Here is a 24,177-nt window from a genome sequence, read left to right as displayed (position 1 = left end):
ATCCCATATTCCCCCTATAATGTCTGATATGACGTATTTTTATTATATCCTATTGTCCATTATAAGGGGGTTAAGCACTGTCACTTCCCGAGTCTTGTCGAATCTTGCTGATAAATTAGTTTCTTCACATAAATAAAAATCCCTGTTGCAACAGAGCAACAGGGATTTCCATTAGCCACATCTTAGTGATTGTGGCCGCCTTTTGATGAATTCGTGATTACAAAACCTTCATTATCTACGTAAAAATATTGAATCCAAACACCATCTAGATAATCTTCACGCGAATCAAGTAAAACATCTACATCCTTGTCTGTTTTAACAATTTCGTCAAATTCAGTTGGTGTATCAAGCTTGATTCCGTAATGTGCATGATCGCCGTGCATATGTTCAATGTATACACGAATCATTTTTCCCTCTGCTTCTTCTGTAGCTAGCATTTTATTTAATTCTTTAGCTGCATTACGATTAATTTTACAATTCATCTTCTATATCTCCCTTTCCTAACAAATAAGAATTCATATGATGTATTATCGCACAAAAGAGTCCTTCATGTCACTTATGTTGGTTTATCCCGAATTAAGTGGTTGTAAGACCCCACTTAATGGAGCTTTCCCACATTTATAGGTTTTTAAAACAAAAACGTTAGAATGCAATCTATTTTAAAACTTCCTCATTATATTTATCGACATGCACTTCTTCTCCGCCAACAATATAATATTGATCATTCCCCTTTTGTACAACCCACGTCATAATACGATCTTGATCAACCTTCGCTACTACAAAATGCCATGTATCACCGTAAGTGTCAGTCAATTTCTTGATTAGTTCTGGATTCAGTTTCCGTTCATTAAGCTCGATGGTGTTCATGAAAGCTATTCCTTTCATATTAATCACATCAGCTGTTAAGTCCGTCATGAGTTCATCAATTGGTTTATCTGCTAGATAATCTTCGGAAAAATACGATAAAGCAGTGTCAACATCTTCATTTAATGCTGCCATGTACATGTCTTCCACGATTCGTGCAGTTGCCGAATTCATGCATCCACTTAATGGCAGACAGAAAATAATGACAAAAAATAGCCCCAGTTTTTTCATGATATTGTTCAAACTCCTTATGTATTTACAAATGAATAATCTAATTGTAAGCTATTTCTCTATCATTTCAAACTTTTTATCTAGATAAAAAAGAAAGGGTAGGATACAAAGTATCCTACCCTACCTGTTATTCGTCTAATTTCGCAACGATTTCACTGATATATGATGCTACATCGTTAATTTCTTCTTCGGTTAGAGTTCCTTCAAAGGCTGGCATTGTTTCTCCTCCTGCTTTCACCCTTGAGATTACATCTTCCTTACTGGATGCTACATCACTCTTCTGGAGGTTAGGCCCATTATGTCCGTTAGCACCCTCCGTTCCATGACAAGCTAGACAGTTATTTTCATAGACTGCTAACCCATTTGCTGTCTTTCCCTCTTCAGATGAAACGGATTCACCCTCTGTGGATGATTCGGAATCTGAATCTTCAACTGCTGAAGCATCTTCAGCATTAACCTTGACTACGTCTTCAACAGATTCGTATATTCCATCCAAAGAGAACGTCCAAATTGAATCTCCATGTTTACTACCCGCGAGCGAGTTTCCAGCTGCCATAACCGTGACATACTGTTTTCCATCAATTTCATACGTAATTGGTGGGGCATTCACGCCCGCATCGGTCATAAATTCCCATAGTTGCTCGCCAGTTGTGGCATCATATGCGATAAGTCTTCCGTCATTATGACCAACGAATAATAGATTCCCTTTGGTTGTCATTGCGCCACTGTATGCTTGTGCATCCCATTCTTGTTGCCATGCAATGGTGTTTGTTTTCACATCCATCGCTGTAATTGTCCCCCTAACTGGAGCATCCATTACAGGAGCTATAATACTTCCAATCCAGTAATGCCCTTCTTCAACTGAATCTGGATCATATTCAATATCTTCATGTCTTGAAAACGTTTGATACTGGTCACTTCCCAATACGTAGAAGTATTCTGTATTAGGATTATATGCTGAAGGTGGCCAGTTAGCTCCTCCAGATGCAGCAGGTTTCAAGGTCAACGGTTCTTCCCAAAATGGATCGAATATCTTTCCGAATTTCCCTTCAAATTCTGCTGGAATGTCATTTTTTACATCCTCATCAGTAACTTCTTGTGGAACAAATGAGTCACCTTTTGGATAAGGCTGTGTTGCAGCGGTCTTCTGCCTTTCATCTTGTGGTACTGGTTTCTCCTCAATTCCAATCAATGGTTCTCCATTTGTACGATCGAGGAAATATATCCAGCCAGTTTTCCCTGCCTGACCGAGTCCTTTTCGCATTTCTCCATCAATTTCAACATCAAATAAGACAACTGGGTTAGGGGCATCTAAATCCCAAATATCATGATGGACTTCTTGGAAATGCCAAGCATATTCCCCTGTAGTTGCATCTATCGCTACAATTGATGCTGCATATAGGTTATCGCCTTCCCGATTACTACCGTCAACATCAGGTGCAGCATTACCAGTTGAAAAGTAAATTAATCCCAATTCCGGATCAACAGCAGGTGTTTGCCATACCGGTGCTCCGCCAGTCATCCATGTCTTATTATCTGATGGCCATGTATCATGCCCATTTTCTCCAGGACCAGGAATCGTATAAAAACGCCATAACTCGCGTCCCATTTCAGCATCAAATGCGGTTACACGTCCCCTGATTCCATATTCACCGCCTGCAATCCCGGTATACACTTTTCCATCATAGTAAAGTGGAGCACTTGTAATTGTGTAGCCCTTTTCCCATTCAGCAACTTTTTCCTCCCAAATTACTTCCCCGGTTTTTTGATCCAATGCTACAAGTCTAGCATCTAATAAACCAACAAATACCTTCCCTTCACCGACAGCAACCCCGCGACTTGTCCAGCCACAGCATACGGTTGTAAGTTTTTCCGTAATATGTGGTCTATATTCCCAAATCGTATCTCCTGTAATTGCATCTAGTGCCAACACATCATTCGCCCCTGTAATAACATACATCACTCCATCGTAGACAATAGGCGATGCTTCACCAGAATATTTAAAATCATGTCCAGACCCCATACTCGCAACCCATTCTGCTTTTAAGTCTCCGACATTAGAAGTATTAATCTGGTCGAGCGGTGAGTAGCGTTGATTATTAAGTGTACCACCATTTGTTAACCAATTATTCGTTGGCAGCTCTTGCAATTCTGCAGCTGTAAATGCAGGTGCAACCTCTGCCTCATACGGTTTTAACTGTTTCACTATTGCATCGGTTTCAATGGTTTCTACCTCTCCCGTATCCTCGGTCTCCGCAGGCTCCTCTGATTCTTCTGGCACATTCGTTTCCTCTGCTTCTGCTGGTTCCTCAGAATTTGCTATTGCGGTTGCGGGCTCAGCATTATTGTTCGTTGATAATGCCCATCCCACTACACCCGCTGCAAATAAAATAAAGATACCAATAATTGCCCAAACGATCTTTTTGTTCTCCATTGAAAGACCCCCCTGATATTTGTACGCTGCTTTGTTTAAGTATAAGTTCAATTCCTTTAGATCATTGAAACAGCAACCTTTTGCGCGCAGTTTCCACCCACTGGAAACATACTATTCATCTCTTTGTCTGAGGTTTATGTATTACTGTCTGAAAATAGATGATATCATTTGTTCTTCATTAATATTGTGGCAGGAAACATGTAGAACATCTTAATTCAATATTAATTTACTACATTTTCAATAATGACAACGTTTTCAATTTCATCCTCCTTTTTTAAGCCTACAATTTTTCTAATCGTATAGGTCGATTGAAATAGGACTAACTATATAAAATTTTACATCGGGTAATCGGAATTGTCAATATCATCGTAAAAATCAGTTAAATTTTTCCGTATGTATGAAAACACTTGGACAGATTGCTCTCAGTGTTAAGAAACGTTAAAAGAGGTGGGATACATCAATAATCCCACACTCAAATCCTATTATCTATTCTAAGTAGTAAATCTCTTGTTGGAGCACGAGTCGGTTCGATAACGGTATTACTAGCTTACAATTAATTTTCCTGCCATATTATCATGGCCTACACCACAAAGAATGTTACAATAAAATTCAAACGATCCGCCCTCATCCGCAACAAATTCTATCGTTTCGCCTGATTGGAGTGATACGTCATATCCTTCCACTTCGATACCATGTGTACCAGAATCGCTAACTAGCGTTAATTTAACTGTGTCACCTTTATTTACATTTATTTCATCTTGATCAAATTCAAAATTAGTGGCATGAATCGTTACTTCGACTACCTTACTTGCATCTTCTTCACTTGCTCCCTGATCTGTATCACTTGTATTTCCACCACATGCTGCCAATAAAATAATGGATAGTGATACGATAACGGTTCCAAAAATCTTATGTTTCATTTTCTTCCCCCTCTAATGCAATTTTATATCGATTGTTTATTGTTTTATCCTTCACTTGGGATAATCAATGTCGGTTCATCTTCATTTGGCTCCGGCAAAAATCCAGAAGAAACCATGTCACCCGATTCTTTTCCTTCTAATAAAAACGACTCAAATGTTGCTTGATAAAACGTTGGTGATTCATCCCAGACTGATTTTGGAACCTCCATTATAAAGGTACCATCCCTATTTGGAATCGTCACCGAATATTCAACACCCTTATCTACATGTAATCCAATCATTATCCCCGTATAAAGCGCTCCAGGGGCTGTTTTACTTACAAGGTAGGGCGGTTCATCCGTAATAACTTCCCCCTCATTTGGCAGTTGGATATCCACTTGTACACTTATATCTTCTGGAAATTGAAATACTTTATTATCTGGGAGATGGTAAGTCGTCCCTTCATAAACAACATTTAAGTAGTGGTCCTCATCGTCTTCTGGTAAATACATCATTTGATATTCTCCGTATTCATTGCTTGGGGGCGACACCGTAAATCCTTCCACACCATCCCGTCGTAGATTCACAGTAGCTCCTTCAATTGGATCCCCTTCACTATCAACAATGGTTCCATGTACACTATATTTACTCGTTCCAAATGCTGGGTATTCTTGATTTTCATCAAGGATTGCCTTACCTTCCACAACTACAAGATCCTCCTTTTCCTTTGATGGCTTCACACTACTTATTTCTATCGGATAGTTAACGGTGATATTTTCACTTAGTGACAATAACGCATGTTTCGTTTCATCAGAAAGTTCACTTTCACCTATTTTAGCATCCTCAACATTTACAACTTGGACGATCTTATTCGCTAAATTATTCCGGTCAATCATAAAATTAAATGAACCAGTTTCATCTGTTTTTATTACTCGCTTACCATCCACTTGAATTTCAGCATCACTCACAGGTTTTCCATCTGCAGTCAATACCCCTTTCACTTCTTCCAGTTGTGAATGATCATATTGCCAAGGAGTAACGGATAAATTTTGTTTATCTAAAGATAGGGAAACATCTTGAACAACGCTCTTTTCTCCTTGTTCTTCCTTGCTATCTTTTTGTCCTACTTCCTGTTTATCCACATTTTCAATTTGATCATTACTTGTCTCCTTACAAGCTGCTAATAATAGTAACATCGACATGAAAAAGATGAATAAAAGTTTCTTTACCACTCCTTCTCCCCCTCAGATGAAAGGCAGAGAACAATCTTCTCTGCCTTTTCATAAATCGCTTTGATATACGAACCGAACTCATTTGCACTATTCGCCTTGTGCCTTATCTCCACCTAATGCGAAGACATGGATTTGTGGATCTCTGCCTGCAGATGTAATTGCGATATATTGTTTTCCGTTTTTCGTGAAGATAGATGGTGCTGCAGAAATCGTTTCGCCTGATGTTTGGAAATTCCACAGGTTTTCTCCTGTAGCTGTATCGATTGCTTGCACATTTCCGCTTAATTCTCCAAAGAAAGTAATTCCTGTAGCAGTGCTTGTTAATCCTCCGCGCATCGCGTCATCTGTTTTGATTTGATAAGCAATATCACCATTTTCTAGATCGATCGCTGTAACCGTTCCATAACTTTCCACATCATCTGCTGGTGCAGCATATGATGTACCAAATGCCCACACACTTCCGTTCTTTTCTACTGCTTCTTGTTCATTTCCTGCCACTTTGATGATACTCGGTGCTTCTATTCCTGGAATTAATACCAAATTAAGTTCAGGGTCAAAGGTGTCTGGAGCATAGTTCTGACCGCCTAGAATTCCAGGATATACTAAAGTGCCTTCTTCAGTAGGATCTGGATGATCTATTTTACTGAATGCAATATTTTCATAAACGGTTTCTCCTGTTTCAGCATCCCATGCCCACCATTCTCCACCTTTGCTACCTTCCGCAACTACCCGGCGCTCTTCCCCATTAATTGTTGCAGTAAATATGGATGGACTATCCCCACTATCATAGTCCCAGAGATCATGAGAAACTTGTTGGTTAACCCATTTCATTTTGCCCGTGTCAGCTTCTACCGCAATAATTGAATTGGTATGTGGGTTGTCTCCAGGTCTCTTTTCCCCATAGAAGTCAGGTGCAGGATTCCCAGTTGCAAAGTAGATTGTATTTGTTTCTGTATCTACACTTGGTGGCATCCATACGGCACCACCTCCACCAAATAATCCTTCAGCCAACCATTCTTCTCCTTTTGGTGGTACAGTCCAAAATGGTTCATCCCATGCAGGAGTTAAATCACTTCCATTAAACGCCATTTCAAATCCACGAACACCATTGTCTGAACCAGAGGAGCCTACGAATATCTTGCCATCGTAATAAATTGGTGCGGTCGTTTCATAATAACCATTTTCAGGTGTGAGCGTTGGAAAGTAATCACTTAATAAGATATGATCAACCGTTTCTCCAGTCTCTTGATCGATCGAAACAAGTCCAATATCACCAGTTATCATGAATACTTTTCCTTCCCCTACAGCAACTCCGCGGTTAGTCATTGGCATACTTTGACGCTCTAGCGTATCGATTAAATCTTGCGGTGGTTCCCATCGCCACTTCTCTTCACCAGTAACTGCATCAAATGCAAAGACATAGTTTGCCCCGGTTGTAACATATAGGACCCCATCGATGATAATCGGAAAGCTTTGATTTCCAGCTGGAATGTTTTCATTTAATTCTTTAAATTTCTGAGACCAGACCAATCCTAGATCATTCACATTATCCTTCGTAATTTCGGAAAACGGAACATGACGGGTTAATTCTAAATCATAACCAAATGTTGACCAGTTTTCGTAAGCAGCATCCTCTGGTTCCTCGGTTACAGGTTCCTCTGGTTCCTTTGACTCCTCTGGCTTTTCTGGTTCTTCAGCCTCTTCTGGTTCAGCTTGCTCAACTTCATCTGTCTGTTGAACGGATGTATTATTGTAAATAGCCATTTGCCAAGCAATAACTACAATAATTACAAGTAACGCAAATCCGCCAACCCACCAGATAATTTTTCTGTTTTTCAAGAAAGACACCCCCTGTATTATTTTAAATAATTAGCAGGAAATCTTTTTATAAGCTCACGAAAATAGATCACCCCCCTAGCTGTAAATAGAGTATTTTTCCTTCGTGTTATTTTTCATTATTAGCGTGTATTAAATTATATGCGAAATATTTTTGGTTATTAATTATAAGTGAATTGTTGTGATCAGTATTTTAGAGTAGTAGATGAAGATTGGGATGGATTTCGGTGAGGATCTTGCTGAAATAATAAATCCCAAATAACGGACGAATAAATTTTACGTCCACTATTTGGGATAATTCATGACCTACATCAGATTAATAAATACCCATCGAAGCCAATATAATGGCAACAATTACAGAAATAATTGGAATTAATACCGAAACAACAAAGATATCCTTATAGCTTTCTTTATGCGACATACCTGTTATCGTTAGTAACGTTAGTACCGCACCATTATGTGGAAGGGAATCTAATCCACCTGATGCAAGCGAGGCAACCCGATGAAATGCTTCCGGGCTAATTCCTGTATCCAACGCAAGCTCATAATATTTCGATCCAAGTGCTTCTAAGGCAATTCCCATTCCACCGGAGGCAGAACCCGTTGCACCCGCCAAAATATTAACAGCAACCGCTTCGGAAATAAGTGGGTTTCCTTTTATTCCAAGTAATAAGTCAGTGAGCTGTGAAAATCCCGGCACTTCTTTAACAACCGTTCCAAAACCAACTGCTGCACTCGTGTTAATAATCGCAGTTATTGAGCCGGTCGCGCCACCATTTATCGATTTAACAAAGCCTTTAAATTTATGCAAATTTAGAAGGAGAATTAATATATTCCCTGCAAGTAAAGCGATTACAATATCCCATTTAAATATATTTAGCGTAACAAGTACGGTTACAAGTGGAAGTAATGACAGGATGATATTACGTTTATTATCATCCTGAGCAAAAATCTTCTTATCCTTTGGTTCCTCAAACACTTCGCCAGCAGCTGACAGTTTCTTTTGTCGCCAGATTAAATAGAAATATCCACCTACACCCATAATGATTGCTGCAATAATCCCCATAATTGGTGCTGCCATTGCATCCGTTTCAAAATACTCCGTCGGTATCAAATTTTGTATTTGCGGAGTTCCCGGTATTGCCGTCATTGTAAATGTAAACGCACCTAATGCAACGGTTGCTGGTAATATCTTTCTACTAATGTTTGCTTCACGAAACATTGATAATGCAAGTGGATATACTGCAAAAACAACTACAAATAAACTAATTCCACCATAGGTTAGTACTGCACAGGAAAGCAAAACACCTAACACGGCGCGTTCCTTCCCCATTAATTTTGATAACATAAGTGCGATCGATTTTGCCATACCGCTATCTTCCATCAGTTTTCCAAAGATTGCACTCAACATAAATACTGGAAACCATGCTTGAGCAAAGCCGACAAACCCAGTCATATACGTGTTTGTATAGGCATCTAATAGATCTAGTCCTCCAGTTAATGCAACTACCCCTGCGGCAATCGGGGCCACCCAAATAATCGACCAGCCTAAATAGGCAAGCGCCATTAAAACAATGAGTCCAAGAATAATTCCAAACATAAAACCCCTCCTTGTTTAGAAACAATAAATCAGATTTTACGAGTGTCTCTCTCTTTTTACATAGACACTTCCGTCAGAAAAGCATTAAATATACTGCTTCTTCATTACTGTGCCGTATATCCACCATCGATCACGACTGCTTGACCAGTCACACCCTTAGCCTTATCACTTGCTAAGAACAACGCATAATCAGCAACTTCCTGTACATCTAATAGTCGTTTTTGTGGTACTAATGGATATAGTACTTCCTCAAGTACGCTTTCTAACGGTACATTTCGGGTTTTTGCCAAATCAGCAAATTGACCACGGACAAGCGGTGTGTCAACATATCCTGGACAAAGCGCATTAACCGTAATCCCATGTTCTGCCCCTTCTAATGCCGCTACCTTCGTTAAGCCAATGACGCCATGCTTCGCACTATTGTAGGCTGCTTTTCCGGCAAAACCGATTACTCCATTAATCGAAGCCATATTTAAGATTCGTCCTGATCCTTGTTTCTTCATGATTGGAAACACATACTTCGTTGCCATAAATGGAGCCACTAACATAACCTTAATCATAAATTCATATTTATCTGTTGGAAAATCCTCCAGATCTGCAACATGTTGTAATCCCGCATTGTTAAATAAAACATCCAACCTACCATATTTTTCAACAGTCGTATCAATCGCTTGCTGTAATTCTACTTCCTTTGTTACATCACATTTGATTCCAAAACAATCATAACCTTCATTTTGTAATTGTTCCGTTACTTCATACAACTTCTCTTCATTAATATCCGAGAAAGCTACCTTCGCACCATCTTTCAAAAATGAAACGCCAATCTCATACCCAATCCCACTTGCAGCACCAGTTATAAACACTACTTTATCTTTGACCACTTTATATTTCCCCCTTTATTTAATACGTACCTATTTGAATGCTTTCACTCACATGTAATGCTGCTTCTGTCGATTCCATAATTTCTTCTATGCTAAATCCTTCTGCAACTTCAACAAGCACTAGCCCCTTATCCTCCACATCAATAACTGCACGATCGGTAATAATCCGATTGACGACATTTTTTCCTGTTAGTGGAAGTGTGCAGCTTTTTAAGATTTTCGCCTCACCCTGTTTATTTACATGGTCCATAATCACGACGATTTTCTTCGCTCCGTGGACGAGATCCATTGCACCGCCCATTCCCTTAATCATTTTTCCAGGTATCATCCAATTCGCTAAATCGCCTTTTTCAGAAACTTCCATGCCACCTAGAATTGCGAGATCAATATGACCTCCACGGATCATTGCAAATGACTCCGCACTACTGAAATAAGATGCACCTGTTATCGCTGTTACGGTTTCTTTTCCAGCATTTATTAAATCAGGATCGACTTCTTGCTCGTACGGAAATCTACCAATACCGAGTAAACCATTCTCCGACTGTAGCACAACTTCCTTTCCAGTTTGAATATAATTCGCAACCATCGTTGGCATGCCAATTCCTAGATTCACATAGGAACCGCTTACAATTTCTTGCTCTGCTCGTTTGGCAATCCTTTCTCTAATAAGTGTCTTATCAAACTGTTTCTGTTTTATCACTTTGTTTCCTCCCCATCTAAGTACTATGCTAGCTGTGTTAACGTCAGCTTTTCGATTCGTTTTTCTTGCTTGCCATCAATTAGTCGTTGTACATAAATTCCCGGTGTATGAATTTGGGCTGGATGGAGGTCACCAGGTTCAACCAATCGTTCTACTTCAGCAATCGTCACATTTCCTGCCGCGGCAATGATTGGATTAAAGTTTTGCGCTGTTTTGTTATAAATTAAATTTCCCTGTGTATCTCCAACCGCTGCTCGAACAAGGCTATAATCTGCCTTTAATGCGGTTTGCAGCAAATATTCTTTATTATTAAACGTACGCACTTCAATTCCCTCTGCAATTGGGGTTCCTACCCCTGCTGGAGTATAAAATGCAGGAATACCTGCTCCACCTGCACGAATTCGCTCCGCAAGCGTCCCTTGTGGAACAAGCTCAACTTCTAACTCACCTGATAAAACTTGATGCTCAAACTCTTTATTTTCACCAACATAGGAGCCTATCATTTTATCAATCTGCTTATTCTGTAGTAATAATCCCAGACCCCAATCGTCCACACCACAATTATTAGAAATTACCGTTAAATGTTTTACCCCAGAATCTCTGAGTGCTAAAATAAGATTCTCCGGAATTCCAACAAGTCCGAAGCCACCGACCATGAGTGTCGATCCATCTGTAACGTCTTTTACTACTTCATGAAATGATGTATAAATTTGTTTCATCACAATTTCTCTCCCTTCCAAATATATACTTGCAAAAATCATGCCAACTATGAAAAAACAATTAAATATTATCTATAAGTTATTATTAGCTAGCGCTATATCTTGAGATGACAGCCTTTACTTGCACTATTAAAGTTGGTAGGCTTTTTAGAATCTTTCATCTAGATAAAAATAAAACATACCTACTTTCCAGATTCTTGGAGAATAGGTATGATTCTTTTTAAATAAATTATTGTAAGCCTTTTCAAAAACTACTAATTACTTTTATTCTGGAATTTCGGAATGAATTCCATGTTAGTGGAAATCAAAGATCATATTTATTTATTTTATCATATAAGCTTGATTTTCCGATTCCCAATAATTTCGCTGCAGCTTGCTTGTCCCCATTTGCTTTTTTCAGTGTACGTTCTATTGCCAATTTTTCCGTTTGCTCAATAATCTCCTTTAATGTGCCACTATTCTCATTCGCTACTGCATCTAGCTGCAAGTGATCAGGAAGGTCCTCTAAATGTATCTTCTCCGTGTTTGTTAAATGCACTGCAGACTCAATAACATTTTCTAACTCTCGGATATTGCCCGGCCATGTGTAGCGCATAAAATAATCCAATACCTTCGTATCAAAATCAAGCACACGCTTGCCAGTTACATTTGTTATCTTCTGAAGAATGTATTTTGCTAATACTCGAATATCCTCAGGTCTTTCCCTAAGTGACGGTGTCTGCATCTGAATTACATTTATTCGATAAAACAGATCCTCTCTAAACCGCTGTTCCTCGATTAGTTTCTCTAGTGGCTGATTAGTTGCCGTAATAATTCTAACATCGACTTTCTCTGGTTGAACGGCACCAATTGCTTCCACTTCTCCTTCCTGTAAAGCTCTGAGTATTTTCACCTGCGCATTTACTGGCATATCACCGATTTCATCTAAGAACAATGTTCCCCCATCTGCAAGCTGGAATTTTCCTAGCTTTCCACCCTTTTTTGCCCCTGTAAAAGCACCTTCCTTATAACCAAATAGCTCTGACTCAAGTAAATGCTCAGGGATTGAGGCACAATTAATCGATACAAATGGTTTTGTATGTCGTTCACTTAAATGATGAATACTATGAGCGACAAGTTCCTTACCCGTGCCACTCTCCCCTCTGATTAGTACGGAAGCATCACTCGGTGCGATCTTTTTAATTTTCGTTTTCAATTCCGTTATTTGTGGAGAATTCCCAATGATATCATGCAGGGAATAAGTAGTTCCGTAACGGTCATTTAACTGATTCCGATAATCCTCTAATTCGAATAATAACTCTTTTATGTGACTATTCATGTTCATCCATTCTTTCGTATCACGAAAAAGAACAATCCCAACTGCTCCAACCACACTCTCATTTGCACGCACTGCAACTCGATTGGCAATCATATGGTTCCCACGTATGTACTGTAAATCTGCTATTTCATCCTTCCCTGTACTTGCGACGAGGTGCATCCTTGAATTTTCAATCACGTCGGCAACGTGCTTTCCTATTGCATCCTCTCTTTTAACTTCGAGGAAGTTACAATAATGATCGTTTAAATAAATAATCCGGCCTTCAGCATCGACAATAACTAAGCAATAATAGAGATTTTCAAGGACTGTTTCTAGTATTTCGTTTCGGTATGGACTGATTAGACGAAGCATTGATTCACCTCCAGAATTACATCTGCTTCGATAATTATAGCAATATAGTAGAATTGCAGCCAATATTCTGATTTTTCGAGTTTGCAGAAAGAAAAATCCCCTTCAGATGGGAAGGGGCCCTAATTGAATTGATTTTTATTGAGACTGTGCAACAATAATGAACCCCTTGTTCTATTTCCCTTTAAACACAGGTCTCCTCTTATCAAAGAAAGCTCGTATTCCTTCCTTATTGTCACCAGTCTGCAGTAGCAATGTCTGTATGGCAGTCTCCTGCAAACGATTCGTTTCATTTGTTAATTCATCTGCATGATTGACTAGCTGTTTTACGAACCGATTTGCAAGTGGTGGACCATCGACAATAAATTGCGCATAGTTTGCGGCTTCTGTTAATAAATCACCTTCTACAAGCCGGTTGACGAGTCCTCTTTCATATGCTTCCTTTGCAGATACCGACTTTCCAGAAGAAACCCATTCTTTCACGAGGCCTGATGGCAGCCTTTCCGTTAATGCTTTTATCATGCCTAAATCTGGGATAATACCTACATTGGTGAAACTGCTTATAAATCTTGCTTCCGGACTTGCGACAATGAAATCAGCTGCAAGTGCAATACTGAAGCCTGCTCCAGCCGCAAATCCATGTACCGCACTGATGACGTATTTATCAAGCTTCCTTATCGTTTCTATTACGTCCATAGCCTGTTTCATATACTTCATGATTTCGTGTGAATCGTTTAATTGACTTAATGTTTCTAGATCGCCACCCGCAGAGAAAGCATTTCCTTCTCCAGAGAGAATTATTACGTTGACCTTTTCATTCTGGTCTGATGCAAGCAACGCTTCTAATAGTTCATTTGCCATCCCGACCGATAATGCATTTCGTTTTTCCGGTCTGTTCATGGCTAAATAGGCAATTTTGTTTTCTATTCTTACATTTACCAATTGAGACATATCAACACCTCATCTATTCATATTCCACCGAAATATTTACCGCTTGGTTTATGCTTAATAATTATGAACGATCTTTTGCTTTGCATCTTCATAATGTTCTATTAGCTCACTTGTTAAATTAGCAACGGATTGAATCTTCTTATTTCCGCCAACACCCTGACCTGCACCTAAAATATCCTTCCAGGCATGGAGATCTGGATTTTCTAATTCGGCTAAATCAATTTTCCCTTTTTCAGGTAGGGTACTAGGATCTAGTCCAGAATTTACAATACTAGGAATCAAGTAATTTGCGGGAATTCCACTAAATGCTGGGGTATAAATGATATCTTCAATTGTTGAAGTAGTCGTCATTACCTTATATTGCTTTGTAGCATCACTCTCCTCGGCAACAATGAAATGTGTTCCAATATATGCAAAATCTGCACCAAGTATTTCGGCTGCAAGAATGTCCTCTCCCTTCGACATGCCTCCACCCAATATAACAGGCCCAGCAAAAAACTCCCTCACTTCATGGACAAAGGCAATCGGATTTAGAGTTCCACCATGGCCACCCGCTCCATTTGCAACAAGAATAAGTCCATCACTGCCCTTTTCTAACGCCTTTTTGGCAAATCTAATTGTGGTCACATCAGAAAAAACAAGTCCCTTATATTGATGGACGATGTCTACCACTGGACTCGGGTCGCCTAGTGATGTGATAACAATCGGCGGCTGATGCTTTTCAATTAATTGGAGATCATGCGCAAAACGTTTATTGGATTTATGACTGATAAAATTGATTCCCCATGGCGCTATTTTTTTCTCCGATTTTTCTGCCTTTAGCTTTTTTAACTCATCGTTTATTCCTAACATCCACTGATCAAGAATCTCCGTGCTTCGTGCATTAAGTGCAGGAAAAGTCCCGATAATCCCCGCCTCACATGCACGGATTACCATTTCCGGATTGGATATTAAAAACATCGGTGCCATGATAACTGGAATTTTCATTTGCTGCTTCAGCCGTTTAGCTATTGAATTTTCCATTGGAATAAGCTCCTTTTCGTCGAACTATTTATAAGGTAGGTTTTTAGATTGCTGGTTGATTAGAAAACTCTTCTATCACAAAGCCTAAGAGTGACAACTTTAGGTACGCTTATATGATAGGATGTAATTAGATATTGATATAAAGTGCGGATTAGTTAAATGCGCTAAGGGCTCTTCGGCCAGTCGCTCCAGAAATACACTACGCTTTCCGCGGGGAGCTGGTGAGCCAACTCGCGCTATCGCGCTTCGTTGTCTCACCTAGGCTCTTCTTCCCGCGGAAAGCGACTGCCCGCAGCGGAAATCAACTTTGCTCCTAACTTAGTTATATAAATACCAACAAATCATTAGAAATGTTAAAAGAATCAGCAGTCCACCCACTGATTCCTTCATTAGTAAATAATTACAACACCGTCTTCGCAATACTGCTATCCAATTCCTCAAAATCATCATAACTTATCGTCTTATACAACTCTTTCCTCGTTTGCATATCAGGAACGGCTTCTTCTTGTGAGCCTCGTTCTTTAATTCGTTGGAAAACCCGTTCATATGCTTTTGCAGCAACTCTTAAAGAGGTAACAGGATAAATTACCATGCGAAAACCCATCTCTTCAAATGCTTCCGCAGTGATAAACGGTGTCTTGCCAAACTCTGTCATATTCGCAAGTAGCGGAACATCTATTTTTTCAGCAAATAACCGAAATTCTTCCTCCGTTTGCAGTGCTTCCGGAAAAATCGCATCCGCTCCAGCTAGAATATAGGCTTCTGCCCTCGCAACGGCCGCTTCTATCCCTTCCACTGCCCTAGCATCTGTTCGTGCTACGACAACCAACGTTGGTGCTACTTCTTTAATTGCTTTAATCTTTTGTACCATCTCTTCCGTTGTTACAAGGTTTTTCCCATTTAAATGACCACATTTTTTTGGAAGCTGTTGGTCCTCGATTTGTACAGCAGCGACATTCGCTTCGACCATTTCCCTCGCCGTACGTGCAGCATTGAGTACCCCACCGAATCCAGTATCAATATCGACAAGTAAAGGCAGGTTTGTCGCCCTGATAAGGTCCCTCGCTCGTTCTGCTACTTCTGTTGAGGTGACAATTCCAAGATCTGGTAATCCTCGACTTGCTGTATAAGCAGCCCCTGATAAGTAAAGTACCGAGAATCCAGATTCCTTTGCGATTAGTGCTGCCATTGCATCATGGGCACCAGGAATTTGTAAAATTTTTGTATCCTGAATCAGTGCAGTGAATTGCGCTGCCAATTCGACTTGTGTTAACGGTTTATCAACAATCCATGCCATTTCATATCCAGCTCCTTCTATCTTCTAGTCAATGAAAAGCTCCATAAATTCATTTACACTTAATGTGGTAAGCTTATCATAATCACTTGTTGCTTCTTCTATTTTCTTTCGTTTCTTTTCCGTATAATGTGTTGAAAGATTTGCTGAAAACTTCCGCAATATTTTAGGAATTGCTTCCTCGCGGCGGAACCTATGCCCTAATGGGTATTCACATACAATTTCTTCTGTTACTGTTCCGTCTTTAAAATGTACTTGAACCGCATTTGCGATTGATCGCTTTGTTGGATCAAGATAGTCTTTTGTATATTGCTTATTCTCAACAACAACCATCTTATCCCGAAGCTCGTCGATTACCTGATTCGCAGCAACATCATCCTCATAATCTTCTGCACGAATATCCCCTTTTAACAGTCCAATCGCTGTGATGTACTGAATACAATGATCACGGTCAGCAGGATTATGAAGAGGTCCCTTCTTATCAATAATCCGAATCGCGGACTCATGCGTTGTAATCGTAATCTGGTCGATTTCATTCAGTCGATGGGCGACTTCTGGATGAAGCTGGACCGCTGCTTCTGCGGCGGTTTGAGCATGGAATTCTGCTGGATAGGAAACCTTAAATAAGACATTTTCCATAACATAACTTTCATAAGACTGCTTCGTAATGACTTCCTGTTTGTTAAATAAAACATCCTGGAATCCCCATCCCGGCGCAGTTAATGCGGTTGGATAACCCATCTCACCTTTCATAGCCATCATTGCAAGCCGAACTCCCCTGCTTGTCGCATCACCTGCAGCCCATGATTTGCGGGATCCTGTGTTCGGTGCATGGCGATAGGTACGTAAACTAGAATTATCAATCCAAGCATTTGATAATGCGTTGTTAATTTCTTCTCTTCCGCCACCAAGCATTTTTGTCACAACGGCTGTTGTCGCGATTTTTACATATAAGACATGGTCCAAGCCCACGCGATTTAAACTATTTTCTAGTGCCAATACACCTTGAATTTCATGTGCTTTGATCACCATTTCCAGCACTTCTTGTACGAGAAGCGGTTCCCCGCCTTTTGCTAAACGTTCTCGACTAATATAATCCGCCACAGCAAGGATTCCCCCTAAATTATCGGAAGGATGACCCCATTCCGCTGCAAGCCATGTATCATTATAATCAAGCCAGCGAATCATCGTCCCAATATTGAATGCCGCTTGAACTGGATCAAGTACATAGGGAGTTCCTGGAACCCGGGCACCATTGGGCACTACTGTTCCCGGTACAATTGGACCTAAAAGCTTCGTACATTCCGGATAATTAAGTGCAAGAATCCCGCAGCCAATCGTATCTACTAAAACATAACGAGCAGTTAAAAATGCCTCCTCACTCGTGATCTCTTTATTTAATACATAATCGGTAATTCTCTCAATCAGTTCGTCTGTTTTCTTCTGTTCTTCAACATTTATCATCCCATTCATCCTTTCCATTGATGCAATACACTAGTAAGCCTTGCCGATATAATTAACCCTTGGTCTAAAGATTCGATTATTTTCATGCTGCTCAATGACATGGGCACAGAGACCAGCGGCTCGTGCACTAAAGAAGATTGGCGTATACAATGGGATTGGAATACCGAGCATCCAATAAACTGGTGCAGCATAATAATCCAAATTCGGATAAAGCCCTTTCTCGCTTTCCATCAATCTTTCTCCAGCTTCACACATTTCCAGCAATTGATTATCACCTGTTTTTGCTGATAATTCCTTTAATGCATCTTTCACAATTAATGCTCTTGGATCCATCTTCTTCATATACACGCGATGTCCGAATCCCATAATTTTTTCCTTCTTTTGCAGCTTTTTCAACATTAATTCTTCAAATTCAGCAACTGACTTTGCTTCGTTTAACATGTGCATTACCGCTTCATTCGCTCCACCATGTAAATTCCCTTTTAAGGAAGCAACTGCACCTGTCAATGCACCGTAAATATCAGATTGGGTCGAAGCAATCACCCTTGCTGTAAACGTTGAATTCGGCATTTCATGTTCGCTATATAATAGAAGTAATTGGTCAAAAGTCTTCGTTTCCAGTTCTGTCGGGAGTTTTCCTGTTATCATTGATAAAAAATTCGCGCTATAGGATAAATCTGGTTTAGGTGCAACAATCTCTTGTCCCTGCAACACCCGATAACTATTAACGGTTAATGTTGGGAGCTTTCCTAAAATCTGGAATGCTCGATGTTTATTAGCACTAGGCGACCTGTCATCGAGATTATCGTCATAGCCCGCAAGCATCGAAATACCGGTGCGTTGTGCATCCATCGGGTGTGTTTGTTTTGGCAAAAGCTTTAATAGCTCAATTACCGCATCTGGTAAATCATAGTCTTTTTTAAGCTTATCCTCTAAAACTGCTTTTTCAGACGAACTTGGGAGTTCCCCCTCTAATAACAGGTTCACAACATCAAGATAATCATTACTTTTTGATAGCGCTATCAAATCTTGACCTTTAATGATTATTTTTTCCTGTACGGTATCAAGAAATGAAATTGCAGTCTCTGATGCGATAACCCCTTCTAGTCCAGGTATGTACTTTTCCTTTATTGTCATAAAATCCCTCCTCTTTCAATAGATATTTTAGTTTTATAGAAAGTTTACATTTCATTAGAAGAAACACGTTCTTCTTTCTCTTTGACTCTATTATAATATTGATTTGAAAATTATAAAAATATATAATAGTAATAATTAGCGATAGATTTTTCCGATAACTAATATGACGATTCACGGGAAACTTTAATGCGAGGGGGAAATATTAAATGGACTTTCAGGATTGGGAAATGCTCGCAGCTTTACATAAAACGGAAAATATTACACAAGCAGCACAACGATTATACTTGAGCCAGCCAACGTTAACATCGCGGATGAAGAAATTAGAGGATCATTATGGTGTACAAATTACAATGAGAAAACGGCGAGGAATCACCTTTACTCCAGAAGGAATGAAGCTTGCGGAACATGCAATCAGAATGCTGCGGGAGCAACGGGAAGTTGAGGAAAAGCTAAATAATATGAAGCATCAGGTGGCAGGTACACTCCGGGTAGGGGTTTCCAATTTCTTTGCATTAAATAAAATGCCAAAATTGCTTCGGTTATTTAAGCAAGAATATCCAAATGTCGAGTTCCAAGTAGTAACAGGCTGGAGTAGTGAAATGCATCGATTAATCCTCAACCACGATGTCCATCTTAGTTTTATCAAAGGGGACTATCCATGGAAGGAGCAAAAGGAGTTGCTTTATGAAGAGGAAATATGCATTGCCTCCCCTTGGGAATTCGAGTGGGAAGACCTTCCTTCGCTTCCACGGATTGATTACTATACAGACGAAAACATGAAAACGATTGTCGATAGCTGGTGGTATCAACACTATAAGCAAAGACCGAACATCAATATACAAGTTAACCAGGTGGAAACATGTAAAGAAATGGTCATTAATGGACTAGGCTACGCCATATTGGCAAATTTAGTTGTAAGACCATATCCTGAGCTGATTATTAAGCCGATATTGAAGCCTTCCGGTGAGTCGATTACACGAAAGACGTGGATGTATTACCATGAAGATTCATTACAGTTAAATATAGTGAAGGCGTTTATCCGGTTTATAGAGGGATTGGATGTGAAAGCGCTTTGAGATACCTAGTCACTCCCCGGGTTTTGTCGAATTTTACGGGAAGCCATCTATTCAACTGCAACCTCACTTTCTTATTTTGCCTTATTAATAGTGAAAAAGTAAATTATACCGCCAAACATCCAGAATGGCTCCCAAAATAATAATCTCCAAAAGGTTGCGTAGCTGTCTAATTGAAATTCTAGAAGGTCTACGGTACTCAATGTTATCGTAATGAAATTGAGTGAACCATATAAAAATAGTAATACACCAGTTATCTTTATTATGAGATAAAGTATCATTCGTATCCTAGATTCTCTCCACTTAACCAATAACATCAAAATCAGCAAGGCTCCAAGTAATTTAATAAATCCAGTCATCCAAACAATGGTAATGAATGACGGTTCTGGATCTAATGCCTGTTCATAGATAGCACCACCCAAAGATCTAACACCAATCATGCCGCCCATTGCCCAGTAGAAACTCATTCCAGCAAATAATATTGTCCATATAACACCAATGTATACATAATATTTATTGACTTTCGTTTTAGCCGTGCCTGCCACTCCCTGAACTTTGTCGAATATTAGCGAAATATTTCTACCTCCCCACCGACCAATATTCCACGCCACTGTCCCTCATTTTCTCTACAGAAAAACAATTCCTTCCATCGAAAACGATTGGGCTTTTCATCGCTTGAAAGCCAGAAGGATCGGCATTTCGAATTTCATCCCACTCCGTTAACACAAGTGCTGCATCTGCATCTTCTAAAGATTCTTCCACACTTTCAGCATAAATGATATTAGAATGTAATAGCTTCTTGGCATTCTCCATTGCTACCGGATCATAAGCAATTACCGTTGCACCCTGCTCAATTAATATTTCCGTTACAATAATCGAAGCAGCTTCTCTCATATCATCTGTATTCGGTTTGAATGCAAGCCCCAATACAGCAATGCGCTTATCAGCTAATGTAGCAAATCTTTCATTCAATTTATCTACTAAAAGTGCCCGTTGCTTCTGATTAACATTGACGACCCCTTTTAATAGCTCAAAATCATAGGCAACATTCCCTGCTATTTGGATCAATGCTTTCGTATCTTTCGGAAAACAAGAGCCACCATAGCCGATGCCTGCATTTAGAAATTTCTCACCGATTCGCTGATCCATTCCCATACCTTTTGCAACATGTTCCACATTTGCACCTACACGTTCACAGATTGCAGCAATTTCATTAATAAAACTAATTTTCGTTGCTAGAAATGCGTTGGAGGCATATTTTATTAATTCCGCGCTGCGAATATCGGTATGATAGATTGGAACACCAAATGGCTCATTGACTTTTTCAATCATGCCTGCTGCATAATCATTGTTCGCACCAATGACAATCCGATCGCCATTAAAGGAATCCTTTAATGCTGAGCCCTCTCTTAAAAATTCCGGATTGGCGACAATATCAATTTGCATATTATGTATCTGGTTTTCTTTTATTATTTCTAGAATTCGGTCGTTTGTGCCAACGGGGACGGTACTCTTCGTTACCACAATCGTATCCTTCGTAATATGCTTCGCAATATCCCTTGCCGCCTGCTCAACAAATGCTAGATTGGCAGATCCATCCTCATTCTCCGGGGTGCCGACCGCAATATAAATAACATCTGCATGACGAAATCCTTCTTGATGATTGATTGTAAAGGACAGGCGCTCTGCTTCAATATTCCGTGACATTAACTCATCTAAACCCGGCTCATAAATAGGTGAAATTCCTTGCTTCATCTTCTCCACCTTGGCTTCATCGATATCAACACAAATTATATGATGACCAATTTCCGCAAGACTAACACCTGTCACTAAACCAACATATCCCGTACCAACAACAGAAATATTCATGAGTAACCCCCATTGCAAAGTAATTAATTATACCCGAATTGATTGTTTGAAATAAATTCAATGCAATCTAGCAGTTCAAACGAATTCCCTTTCTTATTGAACCTTATCTAACATTCTCCTGCTCCATTAGTAACTCGTGTAACATCTTTCTGACTTCATCGCCGAATTCCTCATTTTGCAAAGCAAATTCCAAATTCGTGCGAATAAACCCTAGCTTTTCACCAACATCATAACGCTTCCCTGCAAAATCGTAGGCATACACATCTTGAATTTGATTCAATTGCTGAATCGCGTCCGTAAGCTGAATTTCACCACCAGCACCCACTTCTTGCTTATCTAAAAACGTGAATATTTCTGGGGTAAATACATATCGGCCCATAATTGCCAAATTCGATGGTGCTGTTCCTTTTGTAGGTTTTTCAACGAAGTTCTTCACCTGATAACGTCTGCCCTCAGATGAAAGGGGATCAACAATTCCGTAGCGATGTGTTTCATTATCCGCAACTTGCTGCACCCCAACAACAGAACATCCTGTTTTTTCAAATTGATCCATTAACTGACGAAGACCTGGAACTTCTGCTTGGACGATATCATCTCCAAGAAGTACAGCAAATGGTTCATCACCGATAAATTTACGTGCACACCAAACAGCATGGCCTAGTCCTTTTGGTTCCTTTTGGCGAATATAGTGAATTTCAACCTCGGATGTATGTCTTACCTTTTCCAGTAGTTCAAATTTCCCTTTTTCCATTAAGTTCTGTTCCAATTCAAAGTTATTATCAAAGTGGTCTTCAATCGCACGTTTTCCTTTTCCAGTAACGATAATGATGTCTTCGATTCCAGATTCGATTGCTTCCTCAACGATATATTGAATGGTCGGCTTATCGACGATTGGCAGCATTTCTTTTGGCATTGCCTTAGTCACTGGTAGAAATCTCGTACCTAATCCTGCTGCTGGAATAATTGCTTTCTTAATAGTTTTCATTCCAAACCCTCCATTTAATTGATAAATATTTTATGGCTAAACGTTATAGCAGAATGCATCTAGTTAAGAAATGATTGGTAAACCCTCTCTCTTCATGTTACTACACTTAGGTATGAAAATATGTTAAGAATAGGTTGATTTTTTAGGACGCTTGAAGCAAGCTTTGATACACTCGCCCTGAGTTTTGTTGAATTCTGCCTACTTTCTGTAGTACCTTATCCACATTGCAATTTGCAAAATCAATGCATCTGAAAATTTTCTTGGGTCATAGCCAGTCTCCTCCATAATTTTATGAAGTCGATAGATGAGTGTATTGCGATGTAAAAATAATGCGTCAGCCGCTTTTTGGATGTTCAAATCATTTGCGAAAAATGATTCCAATGTTTCCGCTTGATTTGCATTGAAGCTCTTCAGCACCCGCCCTGAAAACCGCTTCGCGATATCTGCATCTAGTTGATGGACTAGTGCTTTTACTTCTACGTGTCCAAATGATATGAAATCCATGTTTGAATCACTAATTTTTAATGCTAGTTCGCAATCATAATACGACTGCTGGAATTTCTCTAATTCTTCAAATGGAAGACTATAAACCATTCTAAATTTCCAATTCTGTTTTTTTAGTAAAGCGTATACACTATTTAATTTACCAATTGTATTCACTTCATTAAGACCACTAAATGCTAGAATCAACTGATTGAAATTAATGAAACCTGCGATCACATAACTTTCACCAATTAGAGCTTCTATTTTTTGAATGAGGGATTGTTTTTGAATTTCCCCATCTGAAATTTGAATAATTGCCGTCATAAATGGTGGGTCCAATTGAAAATGCAATCTACTTAATCCCCGCTCAACCTCATGGGAATAAGGGTTATTTTCTAAGAGTTGTTCAATAATGATTTCTTGTGTACGCTGCTGCCATTCTAGTTGTGTAGCGAGAAATACTTGATTGATCATTAATTCTGTTGTCATCTTTACCAATTCGCCAATATCACCCATCATCTCCGGGTTTCCGGTAATACCAATAACACCAATTATTTTTTCTCTAAAAATGATTGGGAGATTAAGCCCTGGCTGACTCCCATCCCATCTTTCACTTTCACTCTGAAAAATTTCCAACGTCTTTCCACTTCTTAGGACCTCTACTGCTCCTTCATGAATCGTATTCATTCTTGATGGCTCCATTGTCGCAATGATAATGCCATTAATATCCATAATATTGACATTTCGATTGATTCGCAGTGAGGTTTCCCTGACAATTGCAGTTGCGATTTCCTTTGTTAGCATGATGGCTTCCCCCTATTTGGTTACCTTTTACA

At 39.5% G+C, this 24,177-nt stretch carries 21 protein-coding genes; 1 reads left to right on the top strand and 20 read right to left on the bottom strand.

All coding sequences use genetic code 11. The annotated features are described in order from the left end of the window. Positions 1-182: 182 nt before the first annotated feature. The 16 genes from CWR48_RS06945 to mmgD all read right to left on the bottom strand — a co-directional run bounded on the left by CWR48_RS06945 (position 183) and on the right by mmgD (position 18,931). Positions 183-482, bottom strand: coding sequence for an iron-sulfur cluster assembly accessory protein (locus CWR48_RS06945; protein WP_115772518.1), 300 nt, complete (start codon positions 480-482; stop codon positions 183-185). A 172-nt stretch (positions 483-654) separates the two neighbouring features. Beyond that, positions 655-1,095, bottom strand: a complete 441-nt coding sequence (locus CWR48_RS06940) for a hypothetical protein (RefSeq protein ID WP_115772517.1) — start codon at positions 1,093-1,095, stop codon at positions 655-657. A 127-nt stretch (positions 1,096-1,222) separates the two neighbouring features. Then, positions 1,223-3,529: an outer membrane protein assembly factor BamB family protein gene (locus CWR48_RS06935; RefSeq protein WP_115772516.1), complete on the bottom strand. Its 2,307-nt coding sequence runs from the start codon at positions 3,527-3,529 to the stop codon at positions 1,223-1,225. A 542-nt stretch (positions 3,530-4,071) separates the two neighbouring features. After that, complete coding sequence (locus CWR48_RS06930) at positions 4,072-4,449, bottom strand: cupredoxin domain-containing protein (protein ID WP_115772515.1); 378 nt, start codon at positions 4,447-4,449, stop codon at positions 4,072-4,074. A gap of 44 nt (positions 4,450-4,493) precedes the next feature. After that, the gene (locus tag CWR48_RS06925) at positions 4,494-5,660 is read right to left on the bottom strand and encodes a peptidase associated/transthyretin-like domain-containing protein (RefSeq protein ID WP_115772514.1); all 1,167 of its coding nucleotides are present in this window, start codon (positions 5,658-5,660) and stop codon (positions 4,494-4,496) included. Between the two features lie 87 nt (positions 5,661-5,747). Continuing rightward, complete coding sequence (locus CWR48_RS06920) at positions 5,748-7,499, bottom strand: pyrroloquinoline quinone-dependent dehydrogenase (RefSeq protein WP_115772513.1); 1,752 nt, start codon at positions 7,497-7,499, stop codon at positions 5,748-5,750. A gap of 313 nt (positions 7,500-7,812) precedes the next feature. Then, the gene (locus tag CWR48_RS06915) at positions 7,813-9,096 is read right to left on the bottom strand and encodes a GntP family permease (protein WP_115772512.1); all 1,284 of its coding nucleotides are present in this window, start codon (positions 9,094-9,096) and stop codon (positions 7,813-7,815) included. A 104-nt stretch (positions 9,097-9,200) separates the two neighbouring features. Further along, positions 9,201-9,977, bottom strand: coding sequence for a 3-hydroxybutyrate dehydrogenase (locus CWR48_RS06910; RefSeq protein ID WP_115772511.1), 777 nt, complete (start codon positions 9,975-9,977; stop codon positions 9,201-9,203). A 19-nt stretch (positions 9,978-9,996) separates the two neighbouring features. Beyond that, on the bottom strand, positions 9,997-10,677 hold the full coding sequence (locus CWR48_RS06905) for a CoA transferase subunit B (protein ID WP_281270253.1): 681 nt from the start codon (positions 10,675-10,677) through the stop codon (positions 9,997-9,999). Positions 10,678-10,700: 23 nt separating this feature from the next. Further along, on the bottom strand, positions 10,701-11,396 hold the full coding sequence (locus CWR48_RS06900; RefSeq protein ID WP_115772510.1) for a CoA transferase subunit A: 696 nt from the start codon (positions 11,394-11,396) through the stop codon (positions 10,701-10,703). Between the two features lie 304 nt (positions 11,397-11,700). Further along, the gene (locus CWR48_RS06895) at positions 11,701-13,065 is read right to left on the bottom strand and encodes a sigma-54 interaction domain-containing protein (RefSeq protein ID WP_115772509.1); all 1,365 of its coding nucleotides are present in this window, start codon (positions 13,063-13,065) and stop codon (positions 11,701-11,703) included. 171 nt (positions 13,066-13,236) lie between these two features. Beyond that, complete coding sequence (locus CWR48_RS06890) at positions 13,237-14,013, bottom strand: enoyl-CoA hydratase/isomerase family protein (protein WP_115772508.1); 777 nt, start codon at positions 14,011-14,013, stop codon at positions 13,237-13,239. A 54-nt stretch (positions 14,014-14,067) separates the two neighbouring features. Further along, complete coding sequence (locus CWR48_RS06885) at positions 14,068-15,036, bottom strand: NAD(P)H-dependent flavin oxidoreductase (protein ID WP_115772507.1); 969 nt, start codon at positions 15,034-15,036, stop codon at positions 14,068-14,070. A gap of 400 nt (positions 15,037-15,436) precedes the next feature. After that, positions 15,437-16,333: a methylisocitrate lyase gene (gene prpB, locus CWR48_RS06880; protein WP_115772506.1), complete on the bottom strand. Its 897-nt coding sequence runs from the start codon at positions 16,331-16,333 to the stop codon at positions 15,437-15,439. A gap of 24 nt (positions 16,334-16,357) precedes the next feature. Beyond that, on the bottom strand, positions 16,358-17,794 hold the full coding sequence (locus CWR48_RS06875) for a bifunctional 2-methylcitrate dehydratase/aconitate hydratase (RefSeq protein WP_115772505.1): 1,437 nt from the start codon (positions 17,792-17,794) through the stop codon (positions 16,358-16,360). Between the two features lie 30 nt (positions 17,795-17,824). Continuing rightward, positions 17,825-18,931 carry a citrate synthase gene (mmgD, locus tag CWR48_RS06870; protein ID WP_115772504.1) on the bottom strand — a complete coding sequence of 369 codons (1,107 nt, stop codon included), beginning with the start codon at positions 18,929-18,931 and terminating at the stop codon, positions 17,825-17,827. Between the two features lie 206 nt (positions 18,932-19,137). Here mmgD and CWR48_RS06865 point away from each other — a divergent pair, with 206 nt between their 5' ends. After that, entirely contained in the window at positions 19,138-20,007 is an 870-nt protein-coding gene (locus tag CWR48_RS06865; protein ID WP_115772503.1) for a LysR family transcriptional regulator, read from the top strand. A gap of 71 nt (positions 20,008-20,078) precedes the next feature. Here CWR48_RS06865 and CWR48_RS06860 read toward each other — a convergent pair whose 3' ends face one another. From CWR48_RS06860 to CWR48_RS06845, 4 genes are all read right to left on the bottom strand, one after another. Beyond that, the gene (locus CWR48_RS06860) at positions 20,079-20,615 is read right to left on the bottom strand and encodes a DUF3995 domain-containing protein (protein WP_245976756.1); all 537 of its coding nucleotides are present in this window, start codon (positions 20,613-20,615) and stop codon (positions 20,079-20,081) included. Then, a complete protein-coding gene (locus CWR48_RS06855) occupies positions 20,584-21,873 on the bottom strand; it encodes a UDP-glucose dehydrogenase family protein (RefSeq protein ID WP_115772502.1) in 1,290 nt (429 codons plus the stop codon). The genes CWR48_RS06860 and CWR48_RS06855 overlap by 32 nt, the downstream gene beginning before the upstream one ends. Positions 21,874-21,976: 103 nt before the next feature. Continuing rightward, entirely contained in the window at positions 21,977-22,858 is an 882-nt protein-coding gene (gene galU, locus CWR48_RS06850; protein ID WP_115772501.1) for a UTP--glucose-1-phosphate uridylyltransferase GalU, read from the bottom strand. Positions 22,859-23,056: 198 nt separating this feature from the next. Then, a complete protein-coding gene (locus CWR48_RS06845) occupies positions 23,057-24,145 on the bottom strand; it encodes a CdaR family transcriptional regulator (protein ID WP_115772500.1) in 1,089 nt (362 codons plus the stop codon). Between the last annotated feature and the right edge of the window lie 32 nt (positions 24,146-24,177).

This window comes from Oceanobacillus arenosus (assembly GCF_003369575.1).
GTDB classification, from domain to species: Bacteria; Bacillota; Bacilli; order Bacillales; family Amphibacillaceae; genus Oceanobacillus; species Oceanobacillus arenosus.
Note: the sequence above shows the minus strand (reverse complement) of the source record. Positions and strands in the feature narration are given on the sequence as shown.